The sequence below is a fragment of the Aeribacillus sp. FSL k6-2211 genome, from assembly GCF_037966125.1.
Lineage (GTDB): Bacteria > Bacillota > Bacilli > Bacillales > Aeribacillaceae > Aeribacillus > Aeribacillus composti.
The window spans coordinates 100,001-125,899 of sequence record NZ_CP150190.1; the positions used below are offsets into that span (position 1 = coordinate 100,001).

24 protein-coding genes, 9 tRNA genes, 1 rRNA gene and 1 pseudogene are annotated in these 25,899 nt (G+C 36.9%); 27 read left to right on the forward strand and 8 right to left on the reverse strand.

Annotated features, from left to right (window positions below):
- The first annotated feature begins 59 nt into the window (after positions 1-59).
- The 11 genes from rrf (at position 60) to NSU19_RS00530 (ending at position 2,533) form a co-directional block, all read left to right on the forward strand.
- Positions 60-175 (forward strand): 5S ribosomal RNA (gene rrf / locus NSU19_RS00480).
- Between the two features lie 22 nt (positions 176-197).
- Positions 198-273 (forward strand) — tRNA-Val (locus tag NSU19_RS00485).
- 154 nt (positions 274-427) lie between these two features.
- Positions 428-500: transfer RNA gene (locus NSU19_RS00490), tRNA-Thr, on the forward strand.
- 599 nt (positions 501-1,099) lie between these two features.
- Positions 1,100-1,175: transfer RNA gene (locus NSU19_RS00495), tRNA-Lys, on the forward strand.
- Positions 1,176-1,182: 7 nt separating this feature from the next.
- Positions 1,183-1,265: transfer RNA gene (locus NSU19_RS00500), tRNA-Leu, on the forward strand.
- Between the two features lie 6 nt (positions 1,266-1,271).
- Positions 1,272-1,343: transfer RNA gene (locus NSU19_RS00505), tRNA-Gly, on the forward strand.
- Positions 1,344-1,350: 7 nt separating this feature from the next.
- A tRNA-Leu gene (locus NSU19_RS00510) sits at positions 1,351-1,439 on the forward strand.
- Positions 1,440-1,444: 5 nt separating this feature from the next.
- A tRNA-Arg gene (locus NSU19_RS00515) sits at positions 1,445-1,521 on the forward strand.
- A gap of 3 nt (positions 1,522-1,524) precedes the next feature.
- Positions 1,525-1,601, forward strand: a tRNA-Pro gene (locus tag NSU19_RS00520).
- An 11-nt stretch (positions 1,602-1,612) separates the two neighbouring features.
- A tRNA-Ala gene (locus NSU19_RS00525) sits at positions 1,613-1,685 on the forward strand.
- A 77-nt stretch (positions 1,686-1,762) separates the two neighbouring features.
- Positions 1,763-2,533 carry a protein rep gene (locus tag NSU19_RS00530; RefSeq protein WP_339198237.1) on the forward strand — a complete coding sequence of 257 codons (771 nt, stop codon included), beginning with the start codon at positions 1,763-1,765 and terminating at the stop codon, positions 2,531-2,533.
- Between the two features lie 1,153 nt (positions 2,534-3,686).
- On the opposite strand, the gene NSU19_RS00535 is transcribed toward NSU19_RS00530, so the two are convergent.
- Together NSU19_RS00535 and NSU19_RS00540 are read right to left on the reverse strand one after the other, a co-directional pair.
- The gene (locus NSU19_RS00535) at positions 3,687-4,802 is read right to left on the reverse strand and encodes an IS4 family transposase (RefSeq protein ID WP_003352762.1); all 1,116 of its coding nucleotides are present in this window, start codon (positions 4,800-4,802) and stop codon (positions 3,687-3,689) included.
- Positions 4,803-5,080: 278 nt separating this feature from the next.
- Positions 5,081-5,287, reverse strand: a complete 207-nt coding sequence (locus NSU19_RS00540) for a hypothetical protein (RefSeq protein ID WP_339198239.1) — start codon at positions 5,285-5,287, stop codon at positions 5,081-5,083.
- A gap of 283 nt (positions 5,288-5,570) precedes the next feature.
- Between NSU19_RS00540 and NSU19_RS00545 the strand changes: the two are divergent.
- The 7 genes and pseudogenes from NSU19_RS00545 to NSU19_RS00575 all read left to right on the forward strand — a co-directional run.
- Positions 5,571-5,918: pseudogene (locus tag NSU19_RS00545) on the forward strand (protein rep); the annotation flags it as partial.
- Between the two features lie 489 nt (positions 5,919-6,407).
- A complete protein-coding gene (locus NSU19_RS00550; protein ID WP_339198242.1) occupies positions 6,408-7,763 on the forward strand; it encodes a hypothetical protein in 1,356 nt (451 codons plus the stop codon).
- A gap of 12 nt (positions 7,764-7,775) precedes the next feature.
- On the forward strand, positions 7,776-8,459 hold the full coding sequence (locus NSU19_RS00555) for an ABC transporter ATP-binding protein (protein ID WP_339198244.1): 684 nt from the start codon (positions 7,776-7,778) through the stop codon (positions 8,457-8,459).
- A complete protein-coding gene (locus NSU19_RS00560; protein ID WP_339198247.1) occupies positions 8,456-8,695 on the forward strand; it encodes a hypothetical protein in 240 nt (79 codons plus the stop codon). The genes NSU19_RS00555 and NSU19_RS00560 overlap by 4 nt, the downstream gene beginning before the upstream one ends.
- Before the next feature lie 268 nt (positions 8,696-8,963).
- On the forward strand, positions 8,964-9,326 hold the full coding sequence (locus NSU19_RS00565; protein WP_339198250.1) for a hypothetical protein: 363 nt from the start codon (positions 8,964-8,966) through the stop codon (positions 9,324-9,326).
- A gap of 120 nt (positions 9,327-9,446) precedes the next feature.
- The gene (locus NSU19_RS00570) at positions 9,447-10,697 is read left to right on the forward strand and encodes an IS4 family transposase (RefSeq protein WP_339197272.1); all 1,251 of its coding nucleotides are present in this window, start codon (positions 9,447-9,449) and stop codon (positions 10,695-10,697) included.
- Positions 10,698-11,112: 415 nt separating this feature from the next.
- Positions 11,113-11,466 carry a hypothetical protein gene (locus NSU19_RS00575; protein ID WP_339198252.1) on the forward strand — a complete coding sequence of 118 codons (354 nt, stop codon included), beginning with the start codon at positions 11,113-11,115 and terminating at the stop codon, positions 11,464-11,466.
- 314 nt (positions 11,467-11,780) lie between these two features.
- Here the strand turns inward: NSU19_RS00575 and NSU19_RS00580 are convergent, their stop codons facing one another.
- The 6 genes from NSU19_RS00580 to NSU19_RS00605 form a co-directional block, all read right to left on the reverse strand.
- Positions 11,781-12,659: an IS982 family transposase gene (locus tag NSU19_RS00580; RefSeq protein WP_339196453.1), complete on the reverse strand. Its 879-nt coding sequence runs from the start codon at positions 12,657-12,659 to the stop codon at positions 11,781-11,783.
- Between the two features lie 349 nt (positions 12,660-13,008).
- Positions 13,009-13,761, reverse strand: coding sequence for a prepilin peptidase (locus tag NSU19_RS00585; protein ID WP_339198255.1), 753 nt, complete (start codon positions 13,759-13,761; stop codon positions 13,009-13,011).
- A gap of 18 nt (positions 13,762-13,779) precedes the next feature.
- A complete protein-coding gene (locus NSU19_RS00590) occupies positions 13,780-14,586 on the reverse strand; it encodes a hypothetical protein (RefSeq protein WP_339198258.1) in 807 nt (268 codons plus the stop codon).
- The gene (locus NSU19_RS00595; protein WP_339198261.1) at positions 14,579-15,181 is read right to left on the reverse strand and encodes a PilN domain-containing protein; all 603 of its coding nucleotides are present in this window, start codon (positions 15,179-15,181) and stop codon (positions 14,579-14,581) included. The genes NSU19_RS00590 and NSU19_RS00595 overlap by 8 nt, the downstream gene beginning before the upstream one ends.
- Positions 15,182-15,421: a hypothetical protein gene (locus tag NSU19_RS00600; RefSeq protein WP_339198264.1), complete on the reverse strand. Its 240-nt coding sequence runs from the start codon at positions 15,419-15,421 to the stop codon at positions 15,182-15,184.
- Between the two features lie 43 nt (positions 15,422-15,464).
- Complete coding sequence (locus NSU19_RS00605; protein ID WP_339198267.1) at positions 15,465-16,232, reverse strand: hypothetical protein; 768 nt, start codon at positions 16,230-16,232, stop codon at positions 15,465-15,467.
- 675 nt (positions 16,233-16,907) lie between these two features.
- Between NSU19_RS00605 and NSU19_RS00610 the strand changes: the two genes are divergently transcribed.
- From NSU19_RS00610 to clpC, 9 genes are all read left to right on the forward strand, one after another.
- Positions 16,908-17,375, forward strand: a complete 468-nt coding sequence (locus tag NSU19_RS00610) for a prepilin-type N-terminal cleavage/methylation domain-containing protein (RefSeq protein WP_339198270.1) — start codon at positions 16,908-16,910, stop codon at positions 17,373-17,375.
- The gene (locus tag NSU19_RS00615) at positions 17,368-17,895 is read left to right on the forward strand and encodes a hypothetical protein (protein WP_339198273.1); all 528 of its coding nucleotides are present in this window, start codon (positions 17,368-17,370) and stop codon (positions 17,893-17,895) included. The genes NSU19_RS00610 and NSU19_RS00615 overlap by 8 nt, the downstream gene beginning before the upstream one ends.
- Entirely contained in the window at positions 17,876-18,982 is a 1,107-nt protein-coding gene (locus tag NSU19_RS00620; protein WP_339198276.1) for a hypothetical protein, read from the forward strand. Before NSU19_RS00615 ends, NSU19_RS00620 begins: the two co-directional genes overlap by 20 nt.
- A gap of 146 nt (positions 18,983-19,128) precedes the next feature.
- On the forward strand, positions 19,129-19,635 hold the full coding sequence (locus NSU19_RS00625) for a hypothetical protein (RefSeq protein WP_339198279.1): 507 nt from the start codon (positions 19,129-19,131) through the stop codon (positions 19,633-19,635).
- A gap of 781 nt (positions 19,636-20,416) precedes the next feature.
- A complete protein-coding gene (locus tag NSU19_RS00630; protein WP_242513753.1) occupies positions 20,417-21,091 on the forward strand; it encodes an MgtC/SapB family protein in 675 nt (224 codons plus the stop codon).
- 241 nt (positions 21,092-21,332) lie between these two features.
- Positions 21,333-21,794 carry a CtsR family transcriptional regulator gene (locus tag NSU19_RS00635; RefSeq protein ID WP_063387474.1) on the forward strand — a complete coding sequence of 154 codons (462 nt, stop codon included), beginning with the start codon at positions 21,333-21,335 and terminating at the stop codon, positions 21,792-21,794.
- 14 nt (positions 21,795-21,808) lie between these two features.
- Positions 21,809-22,357, forward strand: coding sequence for a UvrB/UvrC motif-containing protein (locus NSU19_RS00640; RefSeq protein WP_063387128.1), 549 nt, complete (start codon positions 21,809-21,811; stop codon positions 22,355-22,357).
- Position 22,358: 1 nt separating this feature from the next.
- Positions 22,359-23,447, forward strand: coding sequence for a protein arginine kinase (locus NSU19_RS00645; protein ID WP_311066733.1), 1,089 nt, complete (start codon positions 22,359-22,361; stop codon positions 23,445-23,447).
- Positions 23,444-25,879 (forward strand): ATP-dependent protease ATP-binding subunit ClpC, encoded by a 2,436-nt coding sequence (clpC, locus tag NSU19_RS00650; protein ID WP_063387130.1) that lies wholly within the window; start codon positions 23,444-23,446, stop codon positions 25,877-25,879. Before NSU19_RS00645 ends, clpC begins: the two co-directional genes overlap by 4 nt.
- Positions 25,880-25,899: the final 20 nt, after the last annotated feature.

The window sequence follows — 25,899 nt, forward strand, 5'->3', positions numbered from 1 at the left end:
TTTTGAAAGAATGACATTCCGATGTCATTTGACAACAGGAAGGAAAACAGAAAAGGCTGCTTGGTGGCAATGGCGAAGAGGTCACACCCGTTCCCATCCCGAACACGGAAGTTAAGCTCTTCAGCGCCGATGGTAGTGAGGGTTTGTCCCTTGTGAGAGTAGGACGCTGCCAGGCTGCCTTTATTTAATTGTTTTTAGGAGGATTAGCTCAGCTGGGAGAGCACTTGCCTTACAAGCAAGGGGTCGGCGGTTCGATCCCGTCATCCTCCACCATCTTGCATGCTCGTGAAGATCAATTGGAGAGCATGTTCTGTCTTCTTTGATTATACTTCAGCGTACTACATTGAGATTCTTCTTAAGCAAGCTTATTTTCATTGGAATAACAATTTAAGCAAAGGCAAAAACTGAGTATTGAAGTTGTTATTATGCCGGTGTAGCTCAATTGGCAGAGCAACTGACTTGTAATCAGTAGGTTGGGGGTTCGATTCCTCTCGCCGGCATCATTTTAGTTGTTATTATGAGTATGTCTTTCAATCAGTTGTCAGACAAGCAATGCTTCATCAAATTTGTGGCAGGTTGTTTTGCCCTGATGTCATTGATCGTCTTCCAAATAGTTAAGACAGAAGAGACGGCTGAAAAATATTTTTGATTATGAGCCATTGCTCAGCAGGTAGTGCAACGAGCAAAGCCTCGTCGAATAAGCGGCGAGTTGTCCCGACGCATCCAACATCCTCGAAAAGACTGGCAGAGGAAGGGACATCTGACAAATGAAAAATGGATTAGAAGAAAAAAATTTTTTATGAGCCATTAGCTCAGTCGGTAGAGCAACGAGCAAGGCTTCATCGAATAGGCGACGAGTTGTCCCGACGCATCCAGCATCCTCGAAAAGACTGGCAGAGGAAGGGACATCTGACAAATGAAAAATGGATTAGAAGAAAAAAATTTTTTATGAGCCATTAGCTCAGTCGGTAGAGCAACGAGCAAGGCTTCATCGAATAAGCGACGAGTTGTCCCGACGCATCCAACATCCTCGAAAAGACTGGCAGAGGAAGGGACATCTGACAAATGAAAAATGGATTAGAAGAAAAAAATTTTTTATGAGCCATTAGCTCAGTCGGTAGAGCATCTGACTTTTAATCAGAGGGTCGGAGGTTCGAATCCTCCATGGCTCACCATTTTGACGCGGGTGTGGCGGAATTGGCAGACGCACTAGAATCAGGATCTAGCGCCTTTATGGCGTGGGGGTTCAAGTCCCTCCACCCGCATCATATGCGGAAGTAGTTCAGTGGTAGAACACCACCTTGCCAAGGTGGGGGTCGCGGGTTCGAATCCCGTCTTCCGCTTTTCTCTGCCGGGGTGGCGGAATTGGCAGACGCACAGGACTTAAAATCCTGCGGTAGGTGACTACCGTACCGGTTCAAGTCCGGTCCTCGGCACCATATTGGCGCCCGTAGCTCAATTGGATAGAGCGTTTGACTACGGATCAAAAGGTTAGGGGTTCGACTCCTCTCGGGCGCGCCATATCGGGAAGTAGCTCAGCTTGGTAGAGCACATGGTTTGGGACCATGGGGTCGCAGGTTCGAATCCTGTCTTCCCGACCAGGGAATTTAAAGGGGCCTTAGCTCAGCTGGGAGAGCGCCTGCTTTGCACGCAGGAGGTCAGCGGTTCGATCCCGCTAGGCTCCATCCAAATATTTATTTATACAACCAATTCCAATAATCCACTGAACCTTAGGGAGATTCCTAAGGTTTTTTTATTGCCCATGAAAAATGGACATGCCTGGCGCAGGTCGTTAAAAATTGCATATCACAATAAATTGATTGTTGAGGAAGCCAATCGGCGATATCATTGTGCTTGGTTATTTCTCACACTGACAGTTCGGAATGTCGAGGGAGGAGAGCTTCGCCAAACGATTTCCGATATGATGAAGGGGTTTAATCGTTTGACGAAGTACAAGCGATTTGATGCAGCCGTCCTTGGGTATTTTCGAGCTTTAGAAATCACGAAAAATCATGAAGAACATACATATCATCCACATTTTCATGTGTTATTACCAGTAAAGAAAAGTTATTTCACAGGCAAGTTATATATTAGTCAAAAAGATTGGACAAGCCTTTGGAAAAAGGCAATGAAACTTGATTACACGCCGATTGTACATATACAGCGGGGCAAAGGGAAAACCAAGATTGATGCTGAACAGATCGAGAGTGAAGTGCGAGAGGCTATAGAGGAGCAAAAAGCTGTTTTGGAAATTTCAAAGTACCCTGTGAAGGATACAGATCTTGTCCGCGGCAACAAGGTGACTGAAGACAATTTGGATACGGTCTACTATCTGGACGACGCGCTGTCGGCTCGGCGACTAATCGGATATGGTGGCATTTTGAAGGAGATACATAAGGAAATGAATCTCGGTGATGCAGAGGACAGCGATCTGGTTAAGATTGAGGAAGAAAATGATGAGGTGGCAAACGCTGCATTTGAGGTTATGGCTTATTGGCATCCTGGCATAAAGAATTACATAATCATCGAGTAGGAGGGAGCGATTAACTCCCGTCCTCTCACACCACCGTACGTACGGTTCCGTATACGGCGGTTCAATTAAGATAATTGACGCAAGTCTTTATAACTTCCGTGAATAGCTGTTCTCTTTATGCCAGTGGTCACTCCACCCTCCAAGAGATCTCCCACGGGATTCACCGCTTCCTCCCTCAAGTGAGGTACTACGTTTTCTGTGTTCATCATGACTCACTGAATGCCAAGGGCTATTCTCTCTTAATTGTTCGGTCCTTCTTAGTTGTTCTAGACCAACTAATACTATGACCTCTGCTGACTTCTGACTGTTCAGCTATCTATCACTAGATAGGTTACCAAGGTTACTTGGCGTGCCAGCCAGACCTCCCCGGGTAAGAGTGTAATCTTTCCTTCCATCCATCTGCTTCATTTACTCTGTATCACCTTCGGCAGAAAGGGCTTTGTTTTGTCTTGCAAACTCACCCAGTGATACCTAGCCTCATATGAAGTTCGTGTTCCGAGAGACCCAAAGTTTGCCGCTCGCTTCCTTCAGATTCCGCGTCACCACGGACACCCTTGCGTTAAGCTAACTGCTACTTCTGCCTTCGCAGCTCGGGACTTTCACCCTATAGATTACACCCATGCCGGGCGCACAAGTAAGAAAAGCAGGCCTAGAGCCTGCTTTTCTTACTAAGGTAGATGTTTTTTTAACTTTTTGTCCCATCCTGTGAAGACCATTATTGCCGTTATTGGTAGCCCTAATGCCATAACAAAAATCAAAGATACATTTTCAGATGGACCTAAGATTAAATAAATCAATAACATTATAGCCGCGAGGCTAATATAACTTTTTAAAAATGCTATCAGTGAGTTTTTATTCATAATCTCGCCCCATTTTAAATTATTTTACAATCGTGTATTATATTTGTACTGAATAGGATGTATGGTAATTTTTATAATCAGTTATTGTTATTTTTAATCTCTTTCCTTTTTTTGCAGCATTTATAACTTCTTTTTTATAAAGAGAATCATTAGCATTGCATAAATATAGTTAGAATTTTCTGTTAATTAATTTTTGTGAATTTGTGCCAAAAAGACAAAACCTAAAGAAAGGTGGCACTGCCCATTTGGTAAATATATACAGTTAAACCAGAGCGACAACGACAAAAGGGAGATTATGGACTGGCTCGCCCATCAAATTTTCGCAACCAAACATAAGCTGGTTTCCACAGAGCTCTCTTTAACCAACGAGTAATTCGAAGTAGGGATTTCTTACTTTTCATCTCCAATTGAATGAGAACATGTAAGCAATACGTGATCAGGGCTAAGAAAATTTGATTTTGAATAGCTGTTTCACTCATTCCATAAAAGTGCTTAATTTCTACGTGTTGCTTGAGCCATTTGAAAAAGAGTTCAATAGCCCAGCGAGATCGGTAAATATCACTTATCTCTTCTGGTTTTAAATCAAATCGGTTGGTGATGAAACGAAGTAAGTTCCCTTTTGTGTCCATAACTTCTAGTAGACGAAAGACATTTTCAGTACGATTTTGTGTGGTACCAATGTAGACCATTTTATCGGATAGAACGTGACAATCATCAGGAAGTGAAAATGTATAGACTTCACGAATGACTGCGTTTTTCTTCAGTCTTGAAACGAAGAAATAGCCATCATCTGTCATCCGATCAAAACGTTCATAGTCCACATAACCGCGGTCAAACACATACATGGCTTCTTGATCATCCACTAGGACTTCGAGTTGATTTCGGTCATGTTCTTTTGCTGTCGTAATCACTGCTTTTTCAGGATAGACGGTGTCTTTATCCATGAAAACGAGCCGTAAGTGTAGCTTTACACCAGCTTTTGTTTTCCGGAATTTTGCCCATTTATAATGGGTCAAATTCAACGGGAGTGTACTTGAATCAATGATTTTCAGTGGCATATTCTTTCCGTTTTTATAATGGTACCGTTGAATTTTCCAAACAAGATCCAAGAACAAATTTGCAAGAATTAGTGGGTGGATCTGATTGTTTTTTCGGGATAGCTGAGAGGCACTTATCGATTCAAATCCGAGTGCTTTTTGAAGATCTTCGTCTACAAGTGCATCACTCATTTCCTCTAAGCTCTTAAATTCGAGCAGCTGGGCTACCAATAAAAGTTTAATATAGGCTTCTGTTGTCAGCTTTTTTGTGTAATAGTCCTGTTTCAATTCTTTGACTTGTTCGCTAAGTTTTTGAATATTTATGGGTGAAACCCATTTACCAAATGATGAAATTAGTGTATTCTTGTCCATAACTCTTATCCTTTACGGTTGGATTTGGACAGGAACCACCTGTACTTCCATTGTAAAGGATTTTTTTGTTTCGAAATCAATAAAAAATTGAACATTCTTAGTATTTTGAATCATCAGATTTAATTACTGCAATGCTAGTGAAAGAGAATTAGAACTCAGTTGTGTTGCTAATGCAAGAAGCCCATCCAGCAACTCCACCCCATTTAGTAGCAATAGCTAAAATAACAATTTTTAGATTACTATTACCTTTTATTGCTTTCATATTATTAGCCAACTCTTTATTGAGCTTTGGATAAAGTATAAGACCCTACTACAACTCTCTTTTCTGCTGCATGAGCAACATTACTTGATTTATTAAATCCCAAAAAACTTGTTGATCCTAACAGAGGTGGGGCAACCAATATAATCTTCACTAAAAAACCAAATCTCTTCTTTTTCACAATCATAGCATTATCTCCTTTACTTTCACACTCTTTTTCAATCAAAAAACATCCTTTCCTGGAATTATATGGGCCCATATACTACTACTATAAACAAATATAAGTCTTTTTGGAATACTTTGGATATGATTTAATTAGAATTAGTCGAAAATTAAGAAGGGTTTGAATTAAAGATAGGAAAAAACGTTTTACTTTTTATAACGTGTGGTTTTTTGGATTGATAATGTACAACATTAGAGAGCATACTTCCTTTGCTACAGCGACGATTATTTTAGCTGCTTTCATTGCTGTTTGTTTGATGCTTGAGGTGGTTTGGAAAAGATATAAAAAAGACTTAGAAGAATACGAGAAAGATTTTAAAAAAGCTATCAGAGAACAAAATGCTATTTTGGAAGTTTCTAAGTATCCAGTCAAAGATACGGATGTCATTAAAGGGAATAAGGTCACGGATGAAAATGTGGAAACCGTTTTGGTGTTAGACAACGCCTTGGCATATAAGCGATTAATCGGTTATGGTGGTTTGCTGAAACAGATCCACAAGGAATTGAATTTGGGAGATGCAGAAGATGGAGATTTAGTCTATATCTCCGAAAATGACGAAGTAGCAAACGGTGCTTTTGATGTGATTGGCAAGTGGCATATCGGTTTAAAAAATTATGTGATAAAGAGAGATTAATAGGGTGTAGAAAATTAGAGATACAGAAGATACGGGAGATGATTTTCGTATCTTTTTTTATTGCTCGGCGGGTCACTAGAGGGAAGAAGGTGACGCATGGCGGTTGTCAATTAAAATGTGCGGTAGCGGACCGAAGGGAGCATAAGGAGCACATTTTTTTGTGTTGCTTAACATAGTGCTTTGAAGCCGTTAGTATGATCCGAAAAGTGTATAGCGATGGGGGCAAACAAAACTATCGATATCGATCGAAACATAAAAAATGGGAGAATTTCTAATAAATCGCTAAATATGGTTGATTAATGGTATATTTGGTAATATTATTTAATTGATCAGATGAAGAGAAAGTGAGAGTTTAAATATGAGTTCAGCTATACAATGGCTCAGCAGCTTCATTATTTTTTAGGAAAAATTTAAGAAAATAGATAAACATCGCGTAATGAACATTGTTTCTAAATTTCGTTTTATGGTTTTATTGATGAGGTGCAGACTATGTCATATGTAAGAATTTTTTTTCTTATTGCAATCAATGCTTTAAGAGCATATCAAAGCAATTTGTATGAAAAATTTGAAAAAATTTTACCTGAACTTAAGTATCTGGCGAAATATTATATATACTTTTATGCAGCGTCAAATATTTTATTATTAGGGATTATTCTTTTACTAGACCCTTCTCAAAATGTACATATTCATCGTATTTTAAATGACTATAAATGGGAAATTTTAATCGCAAAATATTTAATGGAATTATTTATCATTATAACTTTGTTAAGATTTGAAGTTCCAAAAGGATTTAAAAAAGTTTATGGATTAATACCGTCTATTTTTTATGTAATCACTGCTAATTTTAAAAACGTTTATACATGGATACTGATACAGTTTATATATTATGCATTTTTAGATAAACAACTTTTTTTGATCTTATTGATTTTAAGCTGTATCATCATTTATCTTTCTTTGTTTGCTAAAATATCAGAATTTCAATACATATTAAATATTTTAAAAATGGCTCGTCTCATGTTTGTAATATTGTTAAGTTATCAAATCATTCAAGAAGTATCGCAAAAAGCAGGTTTTAGCTTCGCGAGTGCAACCAATAAAATCGAGGTTTTATTATTTTTATGGGTGGCTTTTCTATTAATTCTGTTAATATCTAACTATTTTTTATTAAGATATATTAAAGCTACTACACGAATTTTCCAGGAAAAACAATTAATCCATTATTTCAAACTATTTTTTATACCCTTCATATTTTTGACTTTGATACAGATCACATCCAGCTTGTTTGTTTTCATCAGCAATATCGAAGAATCACTGATAATCATATCCTATTTAATTTCATCTCTTTTTGTAAAAATCAAATTTATTGATTTTTTAACTATGGAAACTTATGGTTATTATTTGTTTTATTTAAAGTCTTTAGACAAAAAAATTCAATCTGAGTTTATGATGAATATTAACTTAAATAATTTCTTCTTATTATTGCCCGTTTTACTATTTCACCTCTGTTATCTCATTTTAAATCAGCAATATATTTATGCTTTCCTGCTGATGCTTGTATACATATTAGACATTAAGGCAGATGAACTAATCATTTTAATCACGAGAAAAATATTGAAGAAAAGTGAATTGCCTAATTTGTTTATACACACAAAAAAAGGTTTATCCAACGTATTATTAATAGCGTTTGTTCCCAGTGCCATTATTAGCATTCTTGTAAACAGTAGCAGCATAAAGAGCTCCAGCTTAGCTACAACGATGTTGCTGCTCGTTTCCGTCATACTATTTTGTGTGTCAATATTGGCGCATTATTGGAGGAAGAGCTTTTTTGACGAATTACATAAGTGAGGTAAAAAATAAATGTTAGAAATTAAAAATTTAACGTATAGCATAGGGGAGAAAAAAATTTTAGATCATATATCTTTTTCAATACCTGAAAATGAAGTGACAGCCATTGTCGGGCCAAATGGCGTGGGCAAAACTACAACCGTGCAAATATTGTCGAATATAATCAAAACGGAAAATGCTTCTGTTAAGAGCTTAAATCGTAATAAGAAAATCGTTTACTTGGATATTGAATATTTAGTTTTTGATGAATTGACAGCACAAGAGTTTCTCGAGTTACATTCACGAATTCATAATAAAAATAAAGAAGAGCTTGAAGAACTATTAAACGAATTTGAAGTATTGAATATTAAAGAATTTTTACCGAACAAGTTAAAGGGTCTTTCTTTAGGGCAAAAGCAAAAATTGATTATATTAATGGGATTTATGTCCAATGCAGATATTTTAATATTTGATGAGCCATTTAACGGTTTAGATTATAAATCTGAAATGAATTTTAAAGAGCTGCTCAGAAAAAATAAGTTTAACTTCACAATTATCATCACTACCCATAATTTTCATGATATCGAAAGGTACACTAAGCAGTGCATTGTGATGGAAGATAGCAAAACGATTAAGCAGATTACAAACGTAAATACTCAAAGTTATAAAAAAAATATATTTCAGTATTTAGGTTTAGAACAGGAGCAGTATAAATGAATCGTCAGTTCGTCATAAAAAGGGAAGAGTTCATGAAAATTCCTCTGCTTATATTTGGTTTTTTATTGGCAGGATTCTTCTTTGGCGCATTATTAGAAGTCGATTTAAAAAGGGAAGCTCTCGATCTAAATTTTATTGATATTTTTTTCAATAACGCCTCAATCGGCATTATGTTAGTTCTGCTAACAAGTTTCATATCTTATCCGATTATTTTATATAATTCATTTTTTTTTTAGGGTTAAACATATATTTTGGCATAGAGCTCTTTGGCGTATATAAAACTTTCATGACTTTAATTTTCCATACGCCGATAGAAATAGTAGGATGGATCATATGTATCATCGCTTCGAAAAGAATGAAAGATTTTTATAAAACTGTGTTAAAAAAAGAAATAAACAAAGAAAATATAAAGGCTGTTTGTATGTTATTGCTGACAATGATAGCTGTTTACTTTGTTGCAGCCATAGTGGAATATTATGCTTTTGAATTTCTGGGGGGACATAAATGGTTAAATTAAAAGCAAATGAAAAAATATTATTAATACTGTTTACGCTTTGGTATTTATTATCCATACAATTTATCAGTCAATACATGATCATGAATCAAGGCAGTGTAATCTATGAAATGAACATTTTTAAAACGAAAGAAATCATGTTTGTATTCCTAAATTTTGTCATAATGATCTTTTCGATTGTTTTTCTTTTCTTTCAAGCTTTTATCTATCGATTTATCATACTATTATTTAAACCGCAGAAATATCCATCCATATTTTCAAGCTTTTTTTATTTAATGATTGGATATTTGCCATTTTCCATTACGATCATTATCACAAACTTTATTCATCAAGAGTCAGTAGCATTGCATTAAGTTAATTTTAATTTGTCAAGCCCAATTTTATGTTAAATTTCATCTTTTTGGATATAAAAAAACTCCTTATAATTAGGATTGGCAGTCCTATCCAAATCCTAAGAATAAGGAGAAACCATTATGGATAAGAATACCACAGAATCCACAATAAATGAACTATTTAAAGAGATCGATCCAATAACTTTTTCAAAACTAATTAATGTGATTGACGTTGACAAATACATTAAAAAATTAACAGCGTATAAGTTTTTACAACTTTGTATCATCGCTCAGATAAATGAATTGGAAAGCTTAACAAAATTGGCCAAACATTTGAAAGACAAGGAAGAGTTGCAGACATATCTGGAATTTGATGCAATTAGTACTTCGCAACTTTCTCGCAAATTAGGCCAATTATCCCCTCAACTGTTTGAAAAAGTATTTAAATATCTGGTCTTAAAGATCCAAGGGCAAATGAAAAATGCCCCGATCATCCGAAACATTGGTCGTCTTCTGGTCATTGATTCTACCACGATGAGCATGAGTTTGAGCCAATATCCATGGGCAACTTTTCGTAAGACAAAGGCTGGTGTTCGACTCCATTTAAAGGTTGTTGTAACGAAGGATATCACTGTTCCGGATCAAGGGATTATCTTACCCGCGAAACATGCCGATCGCACACAGATGGACGAACTCATTGAAATCGATCCAAATGCGATTTACTTGTTTGATCGAGGGTATGTCGATTACAAACAGTTCGACCGCTTATGCCGAGAAGGGGTGCGATTCATTACCCGGCTTAAAAAGAACGCAGAGATTGAAGTTTTATCGGAACGGATTCCCAATCCAGAACGTTTGATTTATAGGGATCAGATTGTCATTTTAGGAAATGACCGTAATCATACCAAAATGACTCATCCTCTCCGATTGATCGAAACGGTCGACAGCGAAGGGAATCCCGTGATCATCATAACCAATTGCTTTGATCTTTCTGCGGAAGAGATTGCAGATTTATACCGATATCGCTGGAAGATAGAGACCTTCTTTAAATGGATGAAACAGCACCTTAAGATAAAAAGATTTTATGGAAAAAGTCAAAATGCCGTTTACAATCAAATTTGGATCGCCCTAATCACCTATTGCTTACAGGCCATGCTCCAATTAAAAGTGAATCACGATGGTCCTTTATTAGAGATCAAGCGAACTTTACAGAATCTGCTTTTTAAAGGTTTTGACTGTTTTGTTCGCTCCCTTTTTAAAAAGCCAATTCGAACGTCCAACGGTCGGAAAAAATACCATTGGGAAAAAGATTTTGAAACCATCGTGTACCAATTTGAAGAAGGGGAGGTGGAACACCTAGACGATTTAGTTTATGATCCAATGTTTCTGTAATATATTACCAAATTGTGGAAATGGACTGCCGATTAAGACGTCATTGTCCTTTTAAGCTTGCTTAGAAAGATTGTATGTCTGAATATTCAGTTACATGAAATAACTGGAATTTTTATTGAGCTTGACAAACATTAAATTTTTTTATGCAACGCTACTGATCAAGAGTATGTTTACAATATTTCAACGAATATATACGCAAAAATTTTCATAACGATTATTGTAAACGTAATATATATATTCATCATTGTTAAAAAAAATATCACCGATTCCAAAAAGGCGCTATTATTGTGTATGTTTTTAATCGTAATAAATGCTCTAGTTTTATTCATTAATTTCAATTCACTATAAAAAACGATCGCATGATCATTGACTGTTTTCCAGAGGAACTTTGCAAAATATATGAGAGGATATGAAAATGGTTAATGAAATAAAAATGTATTTTTCTCGTCACAAACCAATTTATGTTATACTTGCTGCAATCATGATAGGATGCGGACTGCAATATTTCATACTTAGCAATGAGAATATGAAGTCTGTACAGGATGCTTTATCGGAAGAATCGGAGTCATTGATTTTCCAAAGCTTCTCTGTCGATATCATTGCCCTCATTGCCTTGCTATATTATATTTTTTGCTCTGCTGCTTCAATCATGAAAGATGGAGTTTTTGAAAAAAATAAAAGCACCCGTAAAATGATTTTACATAAATATACGCTTCTTATTTGTTCGTATTTATTTGCAACGGAATCATTGTATTATCGACTAGCATAATCGTTATCATACTTTATGGATTTCATCATGATATTTTTTATCATGCATTGTTATTACTTATTGCGAAGTCCTATACCGCAATTTTTTATGTAACATGATCTATGTTTTTGGCTGTTCTATTCAAAAAGTATATGTTTATTTTTTCCATGCTTTTTGTTGTGGAGATTGCAAAAATTGCGGTTTTTGCATTTCTGCGTAAATTTGCTGTTTTTGATTACGTTATATTCAATCATTTAGATATTTCTTCTTATTTCCATTTGCCGTCTTCAGGAATTGATAAGGGATATAACATAACCCATGGTGCTAGTTGAGCGTCAACGCTCAACTAGCCCAAGAACAACGAGCGAATAGGCCAACAAAATGGCATCAAGCGCCGTTTCAAATCCAGAGATCGAATTGGCGCGAATTTTCGTGATCCGAAATGAATCCACTAAAACCGAGAACGCGGTTTCGACGATTTTGCGTTTTCGTTTCATCCATCGTTTCCATGCTTTCGATTGATGGATTTTCTGGTTTTTCCGAACGGGCGTCCAAAAAGTGATCTTGTATTCATCATACAGCTTCTTTTGCAAGTCTTGGCTCACATATCCTTTGTCACCAAGTGTATACGGATGAGGAAGTTGGGCCATCACGGTTTCCGCAGCTGTCCGGTCGTGACAGGATGCTTCGGTGACGACATATCCCATCGGAAGCGCTTGGTCAGTGATCTGGAGATGAAGCTTAAACCCATAGTAAGCCATCTTTTTGGATGCACAATACCCGATATCTGCGATTCCTTGAAACCGTTTGACGCGATACATTCGTGCGTGGTGGCAGAGTTCAATAGGTAAGCTATCCACTACCGCATAAGCGTGATGTTGCCCACGTTTGGCTAGTTGATATCGTATCCATTTGACGGCAAAGCCAAGATTTCGACAACGGCGGTTATATCGAGAACGTTCAGGAAATAAATCTTTCGAAAATAAGTTTCCGATCACAAATCGGTGCCAAGCTCGTTCGGATGTAAAACCTAACAACTTTCCAAGAACATGGACGGCGATGATGACTTCATCTTCTTGCTTCAACAAATGGTGATTTCGGCGTTGTAAATACATCTGAATCAAAGACAATTGTCCAGATACAAAGAACAAAATCGCTGCATATTGTTTTTGAATTTTCGCTTCGTCTGTTGTAAAATGAAAGTGCTCTTGCATGGGACTTCTCCTTTTAAATGTTTGGTAGCACTTTCATTTTAAAGGAATTTTCCATGCAAGGGCTATTTTTATATCCTGTGATCTTTATCTAGCACCACAGGTATAACATATTATTTTCCATTGCCATATATTTAGCGTATATATTCCTTCTGCAAGCTTTGAGTGTTTATATATTCAACAAGAAAAGAGAGCGAGTAACCTATTAATTAACATTTATCGTTGTTATGGATGGCATTATCACCATTGTAAAGATTTTGAAAAGGCCGTTTAGCTCGCTAGGCTAGCTGTTAAAAATACTTTTGCTTCATATCAAAAGAAAAGAAAAGTCAGACCTGTTCTCTTTTGTCCATTATATGATTAACTGAATATACCAATGGAAAATTTCCGTTTCATAAAAATATGAAAGCACGGCTCCAATACTGATGAAAGGTCCGAATGGTATCGCCGATTTACGGCTTAATTGTTTCGTGATGATGCCAAATAGACCAAATAATGCCCCAATCAAGGTAGACAGGAAAAAAGCTAATAAAACTCCTTTAAGACCTAAAGCATATCCTAAAACAGCAAATAGTTTAATATCTCCGCCTCCCATTCCGCCATTGCTTACAATGGCAATGATATAAAGAAGGATAAAACCGACAGTCATTCCAATTATCGAATCATACCAAGGATGAAGCGGAATCCAGGTCCGCAGGAGAACAAATAGAATGAAGAAAAAGATTAAAATTCGATTCGGAATCAATTTGTAAGATAAATCACTCACCGTAATAATGATCAGGAGTGAAACAAAGGATAGTGCTACTATAAGCTCCTTGCTAAATCCAATTTTGTAAAAACTAAAAACAAATAGTAAACCTGTAAACAGCTCCATCACTGGGTAAATAGCCGAAATCGGTACACGGCAGCTGCGGCATTTTCCTTTCTGAAGCACATATGAAAAGATGGGTATTAATTCATACCAGGATAAGAAATGGCCACAATGCGGGCAGTGCGACCTCGGCTGAACGATTGAGCGTTTTTTCGGGATGCGAAGACCGACAACATTAAAAAAAGACCCGAAAATGATTCCGATAACAAAGAAAAAAAGGTAAACGAAAACCATTGCCAAACTCCTCGTACATTAGTATTCAGGGCTGTTTTTATCATTTTGCGTTTTCTTATTTATTTCTGATGAGTTATTTTTATCTGCTGAATCAAAATAAAAGGTAGTTAATTGAATTTCCATCGTAATGGTTTGATTCGTTTCGTCCTCTAAAAGCTCCTTTTCCCCCGGTTTCGTGAACGAAAGGACGTCCACTCGGGTGATTCGCTCTAATTTTTCTATTTCTTGTAGGAATTGTAAAAAATGCTTGAAATCTGGTGAAACAACCGACAGATTAAAGGTTATTAGCTTCACGTTTTTATATTTTTCTTTCTCTGTCGTTTCGTTGGAAGCTGATTGGTTTTCGCTTTGATTAGACGGAGCATCCGTATTTTCATTTTCAGATTGATTGGCTGTAGACTCCATTTCGGTTGATTCATTTTGCTCCTTATTTTCGTTCGTATCGTTCGTATCTGTTTTATTGTTTTCCGATAATAATTCCGATTCAGACAGCGTTTGCTCATCCTGAAAGGAAATGTTCTGGATTTGGCTGCCGCTGACGTATTCCGCTTCCTGTAAATCAAGCAGCAGCTGGTCCATATTGCGGCTTAACGGCATTTTTTTCTCTAATTGAGCAGTATTTTCTTCCTTATCCGTTTTACTTTTATTCAATTGTGCTTCCAATTGCTTCATTTCCACTTCAAGCTGATTGGCATCTAACTGTGCAAGCGCAACATCGTCTTTCAAAGGCTTTACCGTATACATATACACAACGCCAATAAGCAAAAACAGTAAAACGATTAAACAATAAAAAAAGATTTTCCTTTCTTGGAGGAAATCACTCATCTTCTTCACCCCCGTTTTCGTCCTCTAACGCCGAAGAATGAGTCTCAAGAATAATATTCACATCATATCTCGGAATCTCCTTGAACATTTCTTCATCCACTTGTTCATCTGAAGCTTCTTCAAATGTGAAGGTTTTAATTTCTTTGATCCTTACATTTGTAAAAAGAGGGGAAGAGACGAGCTTTGCAACATAAGATGCGGCAACATCCAATGATTCGAATTGGGTTTGGATCGACAATTGTTTATTTTCATATTCATAATGGCTTAAATAGCTATGATTTGGCAGCAATTCCAGCAATTCTTCAATGAAATGTGAGGTAGGTGCGGTCAATTCCTCTGCTTTAGCAACCGCTTCTTCTAAGCTGCCTGATTGTTGTTTTTTTTGATTTTCTACTTGAGTTTCTAAAATTTCCTTATCCATTTTTAAATTTTCGATTCTCGTATCGGCCAGTTTTTTCTCATTTTTCGTATGAATATATTGATAAATAACGATCGATAAACAGATTAGCCAAACAATAAGAAAAGAGATAAAAATAATCAAAACCGTCGAACTTTGTCTTTCGGATTTCGGCAATAAATTTATTTCAGGGATCACTTAACTTCCCCCTTTCAAGGCAAGCCCCAAAGCAGGTATAAAATGACGAGGAACTTTATCCATTTTTTCAGGAGAAAGGTAAGCATCTAAAATCGTAACGGGAATTTGAAATTGACCTTCTATTTTTTTTCTAATCAAATCTAAGTTTGGAAAATCTCCTAACAGCATAATTTTCGATACAGCTTTCTGACCTTTATGAATGGAGTAGCGGTAAAAATTCATCATCCGCTCCAATTCCATTATTTGATCATCAATTAAACCTAAAAATTGCGCTTCGTCACCATTATACGTCCAGGTGAGCAGATGAATAGGCCGGAATTACTCGCTGCGAATGGCGCTCAATAATCTCTACATTTGTTTGCAGTAGCAAAGAATACAGCATAGAAACGACGAAATTTCCATCATCCTCCCTAAAATAACTCACCTCATTTGCCACTTGCTGCAAAAACGAAAATGAATTTCCAGGTGTTATCTTTTTTCCATTTAATTCTTCTACTAACTCATCTAAAAAGATATAGTCTTTCGGAATATTCCAGCTTGCTTCAGCAATTACATCATTTTGTTCGTTTGCTTCTGTTAAAACCGCTTGAATGTTATGTTCTCCTAAATAAGAGGCCGTTGTTTCAACGTTGTTTATCGTTTTGACTTTATCAATATGGTTCGGCCATTCTGAAAGTTCTTCATCTGTTATATTCACTTTTACAACCAACGGCAGATCAACTGATTTTTTTTTAATAAAGAAGGCATACCACGGTGTTTTTGTTTTTTCGAGCAATTGATCCATCGTTTGATTCAGGTCATACTGAATATCTTCAGATGGAATGGTTAATATTTCCGTGGGTGATTCAATCGTCATATCACTTTGATTTTTCCACTCATTGATCTTATCTGATAAAATGTCTTTAGCTTCATCAACAGTCATTCCACCGACATCAATTCCTCCGACTGTAGAACCATCAGGAATTGTAAAGGCAGCGTTTGCGATATGGGGAGTTCCGAAACTAATGGTCGCAGCTGATATAACGATTATGAAAGAAAAAAACAAAGCCATTAACCTTTTCATCCTGCTCATAAAGAACCTGCCTTTCTATGTATCATTTGTCTGATCAAGCTTAGAAGACTGAAACCGGCAAATAAATATATATTACTAAGGTTGACTTTTCATTTCAATGCCAATATTCGGGATCTTTTAGAAGCGCGGTTGATTGCGCAAGGCTCCAGTTCCTTAGAGCTCGTTTCTTCATCGTATGAGTAAAAGAAGAAATACAATTGATTTGTCTAATTCAGCCTGTAAAAATATAAAATTTTACAAAATAGGTAAAAAATACGGTTTTATTTAGTTAAAAAGACCTATTTTGGAGTAAAATGAAAGCAACGAAGATGAAATATTTTGTATAATAATAGCAAAATTACAGCAATTCATCCACAATAAAATGTAAAAATTTGGATAAATAGTAAAAATATTGTTTTCTTTTAGTCTAAAAGGCTTTATTTTGAAGTAAAATAAAAGTAATAAATAATGTATTTTTGTATAATCATAGCAAATTTTGGAGAGAAAAATTTTTACGGATTTAGTAAAAATGTTCCATATACTTACATTCTATTATTATGATTCGTTTAAGACAATGGTTTTTTAGTCAAAAAGTCCAATTTCAGAGGATATAGTTCCAATTCACTACAGCCATTGCGACTATTACTTAATATTTAAAAAATGGGTGAATATTCTATGAAAATGAAGATTGTGAAGAGAATGGACGGGTTTACACTTGTGGAGATACTAATTTCTCTCGTCATTCTTTCCATCATTATTTTGGCATTTCTTAATCTTTTTGTTTTTACAAATAAAACAACTGTAGTAAACAATGATCAATTAGTGGCAATTCATCTGGCGAAATCAACAATGGAAAGAATTAAGATGAATCCTTTTTCTTATATTGATGAACCAGATAATGATCGCTTTAATCAGCCGCAAGTTTATACTTCTGACAGCTGCTCGAACCGTCCAGATCCCGATGAATGTGAACTTTTGTTTTCTCCACTTATAAATAATAAAACGTATGCAGTTCAAGTAACGGTCAGTCAAACTGCTAATGAAAAAGCGATTCGATTAATGAATGTACTTGTTGAAGTGAATTTACAAAATTCAAAAACACCCATTACTTCAAAGGTTGAAGGGTATGTGAGCTATGAGTAAAAAAATCATATCCTCTAGTAAAGGAATTACGTTAGTAGAAGTTCTTTCAGTGGTTTTATTGGGTTCTGTTATCGGACTGATCGCTTACTCTGTTCTTTTTAGCGGATTAAAAACATATGACCGTGCTATGGAAGAAGCAGCATTGCGCGATGAAGCAGATTATATACTCGCCCATTTAATTGATGAGCTGTTTGTGTTAAAGGTTAGTGAGATTAAGGAGCAGAAATTGCCGGATCCAAGCGGGAATTACTTTTTGATCAAAAATGACGGCAGCAAAATTGGTTTTGATCATGAACATTCACGTGTAGTGATTAATAACAAAGAATTGTCGTTAACAAACGGAAATATCGTGCTTTCTCGCGAATCAAAATTGATAGAAACTGAACGAGAAGATGTGTTTGAAATTTTGTTAGTTTTACAATCTACTAAAACACAGCAAACAATGAAACTGAAAAGTATTGTGAACATTATTGATGATCGAAAAGGAGTGCAAAATAATAATGAAAATCATAATGAATGAAAAAGGATACTCCTTGATCTTAACCATGTTGATCTTTTTACTATTTACAGTCTTGTCTGTTTCCGTTTTGACAGTGGCTTTATCTGGGGTGAAAAGAAATCAAACAAGCGAGGATTATGTTCAAGCTCGTGAATTAGCCAATAAAGGAATTGAGCATATTACGAGTCAGATTCAAAGTGATTTGAAAAATGAACTCGGAGAAGAAGGAATTACCCGCAGCGAGTTTATAACGAAATTAAATACGATTTTAAATCGCTATAAAGACGAGGTAAATAGTGTTCACAATACTGGCGCAATTGGTGAATATCGAGTATATATACGAAATATAGAAAATGTAATAGAAAATGGTGAAGAAAACCCGCTAAAGAAGAAGATAACCTTTTTAAGCAGAGGATTTGTTGATGGCAAGGAAAAAACGGTTATTTCAGAAGTTGAAATTGGTGCACAATCTGTTTTGGAGACGTTACATTATGCGCTCGGTGCCAACAAATTATGTAAAACTCCAAATACCTGTATACCTGGTGAAGGAAATTTGTTTTTGCACGGCGGGGTTTCAATCACAGGGGATATGAAGGTAGACGGGAATTTAATCATAACGAACCGCGGATATGCATTATTAAATCGTGAGGAGAAATGGATTGCGTCCGTTTACCCGAGCATTTTGCCGGCACAAGGAAAAGCAAACGCAAACTTACTACTTGGCGGAAATATTTTTACCTTTAATCATATTCCTCCATATGAACAACATATTACAACTTCTAATTTTGGAAGTTCTTATACAAAGCTAACAGATCGTATTGATGATGCTTTTTACAATCGGCAAGCCCCGGTTATTGTAAAAAGGCAGCCGATCCGTGATGACATTCAAATTCCTGCACAAAAATCGGTTTTTTATTATAAACATAATTCTCCCGGTGTAACGATCATAAAAGCTAATAATAGACTAATCTCAAACCAAAATCGGCCTAATGACAAAGTTTATGCGAGTCATGATGAATGTTTTTTATGGTGTAATGAAAAATACGATGGAAATTACACATTTACTGGGAATAATCTTTTTAAAAGCTTTGCCACTGCAGGTCATTAACAATTCGCAATTCAGATAATCAATTCAAACAGACCACCTTTAAGGAGGGAGCCTATATAGAGAAAAATTTAACAATTGGCAACGAGTGGTCTGATTCGTACAACCCAAATAATTATGACAAAATTCGGGTGGACGGCCCCATATTTGTGAACGGTGATCTGACGATTAGAGGTGCTGATGCGGAATTTAATTCTATTATGTATGTAATGAGGGATGTGACGATTGAATATTCGCGCATCAATGGATTAGGCCAAAACGGTTCGTTAATTATTTTTGCAAATGGAAATATAAACATTAGAAATAATAGCGTTAACCAGGATGAACCTAGTAATATTAAAGGGTTTTTCTATTCAGAACAAGCATTAGAAATGTTTGGAGTTGGTTCAAATATTCGTATAGAAGGAGGAATATCAGCGAGGCGCATTGTTTTAAATGCGATAAGGGGACGGGCCAGCAATCAAAATTTTAGTGGGGCGCAAAAAATTACGAATAACGATTATTTTGAAGGTGCACAAAACCAAATAGGCAAGCTTTCTAGGCTGCAAATTATTTATGATCCGGAAATTATCAATACGTATGCAGATATAAAGTCTAGAGAGCCCGTTATTAAAAACTTAGATCCGCCTAAAATTATTAATCGTGACATAGAATAAATACCTTTCATCTTATTTTTTTGCCGATATGACCGCCGCCTCTCGTGTATAGTGAAGGCGGTGGAGGAATCGGCTTCTTTTTTAGCTTTTTGTGATGTTTTTCCGTTGCAATACTTTCCGTTATGATCATAAAATGAAAAATTAAGAAATGACAGTCTAAAAGCCAATTTTTCGAGAAAATTGTCGAAAGCCGAAATGGATATTTTTGCTGTTACAAAAACATCTTTAATTGATTTGAATGATGCAAACCGTTTTAATTAATCTGAGAAAAGCGATGGAGGCGAGATTTGCTTATCCTTGTAAAAAAGTATGGACGAAACAATTATTCGCTGCAATGCGGTTTGAGAAGCTCAAGCCTCTTTTATCCTCTTGTAAATGGAAATATACAACAAACAGACAAAACAGCTTAAAACAGAACGAACAAAAACGACAAATTTACGAACAACTAAGAGCTCGCTTCTTCTGAAGATCCTCCGCATCTATTGCAATCAAGCTCGCTTTCTTTAAAACCTTCAATCGGAGTATAATTAATTGATCGCTACTTCAGAAGCATAAACTGTTCCATTCTTGAAGCATATGAGCAGTGAAAGCTTCGTTTGATTTTAAAGCCAGCTCTAAAAGTGCTTTTTTGTTTCATATCATTCTTAGTCTCATACTCAAGAACAATTGAATATTGAGCACTGTTCATCGCATATAATGGGAAAGTATAATACTGTATCATTTCAAAATTCATATATGGCCAAAACAGAAAAAGTCATTTGGATGGTAAGGAGGAATGATAATGCCTGAGGAATGGCAAATTATGTTGATTCGCATTGTTTTAGCAGTCATTTTAAGTGGATTTATTGGCCTTGAACGAGAATTTAAACGGCATCCAGCAGGCTTTCGCACGCATTTGTTAGTTGGTGTCGGCTCCTGCATGATGATGCTGCTGTCTCTTTATGGCTTTGAAGAATATATGGATCGTTATGAAAATATTCGTTTTGACCCAGCAAGAATTCCTTCTTATGTCATTAGCGGCATTGGTTTTTTAGGTGCTGGAACGATATTAGTGAGAGGGGTTACGGTAAGAGGATTAACGACGGCAGCCTCGATTTGGGTTGTTGCAGGACTTGGCCTTGTTGTTGGGGCAGGAATGTATCCGTTGGCGATTTTTTCTACCTTGATTGTATTGTTAAGTTTGATCTTTCTCAATAAGGTGGAGGCTTTTTTTGCTGAGAAGTCAAGCAAAAAATGGATACAAGTTAATCTTCCAGAAGATGATTTGGTGGAATTTACTCGGAAACTTGAACAATTAAATATTTCTGTTTATAAAATTCATTTTACATTGTCAAAGCCAAAAGAAACTAAACATGCGAAGCGTTCATATTTACTTGAAATTGGCCTTCCAAAAGATGAAATGCCTGAAATCATAAACGAATTATTGAAATTTCAAGAAGTTAAAAAAGTTTTTTAAAGAGCGGGTTTTTTCCATATTGTAAATGGCAATATTATTAGTGAGCTTTTTTGTTGAAATGACACAAAAAAAAATTTATATTATAATTAAGGTCAAATATAGTCAAAGTCAAGTGACTAGTTGTTATCGTTTAGGAAATAAGCATTACGTAAACATCTTGCCTCCTATCCCTCAAGGATATTGCACATTTCTTGAGCGTTTTGCAATTCCAATCAAAAAGTTGAAGGAGGTGTTTTTCGAGGTGCGGAATATATCTGATATTATCGAGCAATATTTAAAGCATGTATTAGATTCTAGCGGAAAAGAAATTGTTGAAATTAAAAGAAGTGAAATTGCGGATAAATTTCAATGTGTTCCATCGCAAATCAATTACGTGATCAACACTCGTTTTACAATTGAACGGGGTTACATTGTCGAAAGCAAAAGGGGTGGAGGCGGTTATATCCGAATTATGAAGATTCGAATCAATGACCGTATCCAGCTGATCAATCAAATTTTAAATGCCATTGGTAAAAGGCTGTCACAATCGTCGGCGGAGGATATTATTTTGAGATTGGCTGATGAAGAGGTTATTTCAGAAAGAGAAGCGAAAATTATGTTGAGCGTAATTGATCGGTCTGTTTTATATATTGATTTGCCTGATCGAGACGAATTGAGGGCAAGGATGATGAAGGCGATGCTCACCTCGTTAAAATACAAGTGAGGATGTGATGGACGATGATTTGTCAAGAATGTCATGAAAGGCCCGCTACTTTCCACTTTACAAAAATCATCAACGGCGAAAAGACTGAAGTGCATATATGTGAAAAATGTGCACAGGAAAAAAGTGATGTATTCATATTCAATATGAATCCAGGCTTTTCTATAAACAACTTATTGTCCGGATTATTAAATATGGACAGCGCCATTAGCAGCCAAGGGCAAAATGTTTTCAAGAAAAATCAGGTCATTCAATGTGAGAAATGTAATATGACGTTTGATCAATTTACGAAAATTGGTAAATTCGGGTGCTCCCATTGTTACAAAACGTTTTATCACCAAATTACCCCGATTTTAAAACGTGTTCATGGCGGGAATACAACTCACGGCGGTAAAGTACCGAAACGGACCGGTGGAAGTATTCATTTGAAAAAGCGCCTGAAAATGCTTAAACAGGAACTGCAAGAATTAATTGCGAAAGAGGAATTCGAAAGAGCAGCTCAAGTTCGGGATGAAATTCGGTCCATTGAAGCGAAGATAAATGGACGGAACGAAAGGGGAGTATGACATGTCCTTTCAAAAATTTATTCGTTCAGCCATGAGCCCTTGGATGAATCAAGAAGGACCTGATTCCGATATTGTGCTGAGCAGCCGAGTCAGATTGGCGCGAAATATAGAAAATATAAGCTTCCCTACCATTATGTCGAATGAAGAAGCCTTGGTTATTTTAAATACATTTGAAGAATCATTTTCACAAAGAGTGTTTGACGGTTTAGGGACATTCGTGCTGCTGAAAATGAATGAACTTCAGCCTATTCAAAAACGCGTACTTGTAGAGAAGCATTTGATTAGTCCTTATTTAATGGAAGAATCAGCACTTGGAGGGTGCCTTTTATCTGAAAACGAAGAAGTGAGCATCATGATAAACGAGGAGGATCATATTAGAATTCAATGTTTGTTCCCGGGCCTTCAGCTAAAAGAAGCGTTGAAAATGGCAATGAATCTTGACGATTGGATTGAGGAAAAAGTAGATTATGCATTTGATGAACATAGGGGCTACTTAACTAGCTGTCCAACAAATGTCGGTACCGGCTTGCGGGCTTCCGTGATGATGCACCTTCCAGGACTTGTCTTAACACAGCAGATTAACCAAATTATACCTGCTATCAATCAATTAGGATTGGTTGTGAGAGGTCGGTACGGAGAAGGAAGTGAAGCGATAGGTAATATATTCCAAATTTCGAACCAAATTACGCTAGGCAAATCAGAAGATGATATTGTCGATGATTTAATAGGTGTTGTCGGGCAATTAATTGCTCAAGAACGGGCTGCAAGAGATGCTTTATATAAAACGAATCCGCATCATCTAGAAGACCGTGTATATCGTTCCTACGGCACTCTCAAATACAGCAGAATTATTCCATCGAAAGAAGCAATTCAATGTTTATCAGATGTGCGCTTAGGAATTGACCTGGGAATTATTCAAAATGTTCCACGCAGTGTTTTAAATGAGCTTATGATTTTAATTCAGCCCGGATTTCTGCAACAATATTCAGGAGGAGTTCTACGGCCGAATGAACGGGATATTCGCAGGGCAACATTAATTCGTGAAAGGCTTCAATTAGAAAGGAAGCAAAGGGAGGATGATGAACAATGATGTTTGGGAGATTTACGGAACGGGCGCAAAAAGTGCTTGCTTTAGCTCAGGAAGAAGCTGTACGACTCGGACATAACAATATCGGCACAGAGCACATATTGCTTGGGCTCGTGCGCGAAGGAGAAGGAATTGCCGCTAAAGCGCTTCACGCTTTAGGATTAAGTCCAGAAAAAATCCAAAATGAAGTGGAAAGCCTGATAGGACGGGGGCAAGAAATTTCACAAACGATCCATTACACACCGAGAGCAAAGAAAGTCATTGAACTGTCAATGGATGAAGCAAGAAAATTAGGACATTCTTATGTCGGAACAGAACATATCCTATTGGGATTAATTCGAGAAGGCGAGGGAGTTGCTGCGCGTGTTTTAAACAATCTCGGAGTAAGCTTGAACAAAGCGCGTCAGCAAGTTTTACAGTTGTTAGGCAGCAATGAAGTATCCTCAAGCCACCAAGGAAGTTCGATGACAAACGCAAATACTCCAACGCTTGATAGTCTTGCGCGGGACTTAACGGCTGTTGCACGGGAGGGCGGACTTGATCCAGTCATCGGCCGAAGCAAAGAAATTCAGCGTGTCATCGAGGTTTTGAGCCGAAGAACAAAAAATAATCCTGTCTTAATAGGTGAACCTGGTGTTGGGAAAACTGCCATAGCAGAGGGACTTGCTCAGCAAATTGTGAATAATGAGGTTCCTGAAATTTTGAGAGATAAGCGCGTTATGACCCTTGATATGGGAACGGTTGTAGCTGGCACAAAATATAGAGGGGAATTTGAGGACCGCCTTAAAAAGGTAATGGATGAAATTCGCCAAGCAGGAAACATCATTTTATTTATTGACGAGCTTCATACACTGATCGGCGCAGGCGGGGCGGAAGGTGCAATTGATGCTTCCAACATTTTAAAACCTGCTTTGGCTCGGGGAGAATTGCAATGTATTGGGGCAACAACTTTGGATGAATACCGTAAATATATTGAAAAGGATGCTGCACTTGAACGGCGCTTCCAGCCAATCCAAGTCGACGAACCGTCCATTGAAGAGAGCATTCAAATTTTAAGAGGATTAAGAGACCGATATGAAGCACACCACCGGGTATCCATTTCCGATGAGGCGATTGAAGCTGCTGTTAAACTTTCAGATCGGTATATTTCCGATCGGTTCCTGCCTGATAAAGCGATTGACTTGATTGATGAAGCAGGCTCCAAAGTCCGTCTTCGTTCATTTGCAACACCTCCGAATTTAAAGGAATTGGAGCAAAAATTAGAAGAAGTGCGAAAAGAAAAAGAAGCTGCAGTCCAAAGCCAAGAATTTGAAAAAGCAGCTTCATTAAGAGATACAGAGCAGCGGCTCAGAGAGGAATTAGAGGAAACGAAAAAATCATGGAAGGAAAAACAAGGTCAAGAAAATTCTGAAGTGACCGTAGAGGATATTGCAATGGTTGTTTCAAGCTGGACGGGAATTCCGGTTGTTAAACTTGCCCAAACAGAATCAGAGCGGCTTTTGAATCTCGAAGAAATTTTACACTCGCGCGTTATTGGTCAAGAAGAAGCTGTCACTGCAGTCGCAAAAGCTGTCAGACGGGCACGTGCAGGCTTAAAAGATCCGAAGCGTCCGATCGGTTCATTTATCTTCTTAGGACCGACAGGTGTAGGGAAAACGGAATTAGCCCGTGCATTAGCTGAAGCAATGTTTGGTGACGAAGATGCTATGATTCGAATCGATATGTCAGAATATATGGAGAAGCATTCTACGTCAAGGCTCGTTGGTTCGCCTCCTGGATATGTAGGCTATGAAGAGGGAGGACAATTGACGGAAAAAGTGCGCCGCAAGCCATACTCAGTCGTATTATTGGATGAAATTGAAAAAGCTCATCCAGATGTGTTTAACATTTTGCTGCAGGTGCTTGAAGACGGAAGACTCACAGACTCAAAAGGGCGCACCGTTGATTTTCGAAATACGATTTTAATCATGACTTCAAATGTAGGGGCAAGCGAATTAAAACGGAATAAATATGTCGGCTTTAATGTTCAAGACGAAAATGAAAATTATAAAGATATGAAAAACAAAGTGATGGATGAACTGAAAAAAGCATTTCGTCCTGAATTTTTGAACCGGATTGACGAAATTATTGTGTTCCACTCTTTAGAGAAAAAACATTTGAAAGAAATTGTTTCGCTGATGGCGGATCAGCTGACAAAACGATTAAAAGAACAGGATATAGAACTCGAATTAACGGATCGTGCAAAAGAAAAGCTGGCTGAAGAGGGCTTTGACTTAGAATATGGAGCGCGTCCGTTGCGGAGAGCGATTCAAAAATATGTCGAAGATCGCTTATCAGAGGAATTATTGAAAGGCACGATCTCGCAAGGTCAAAAAGTTGTATTGGACGTGCAAAATAATGAATTTGTCGTAAAAACTGCAGAAAAGGTTCAATAATCCAATGGGCATACTGCTTC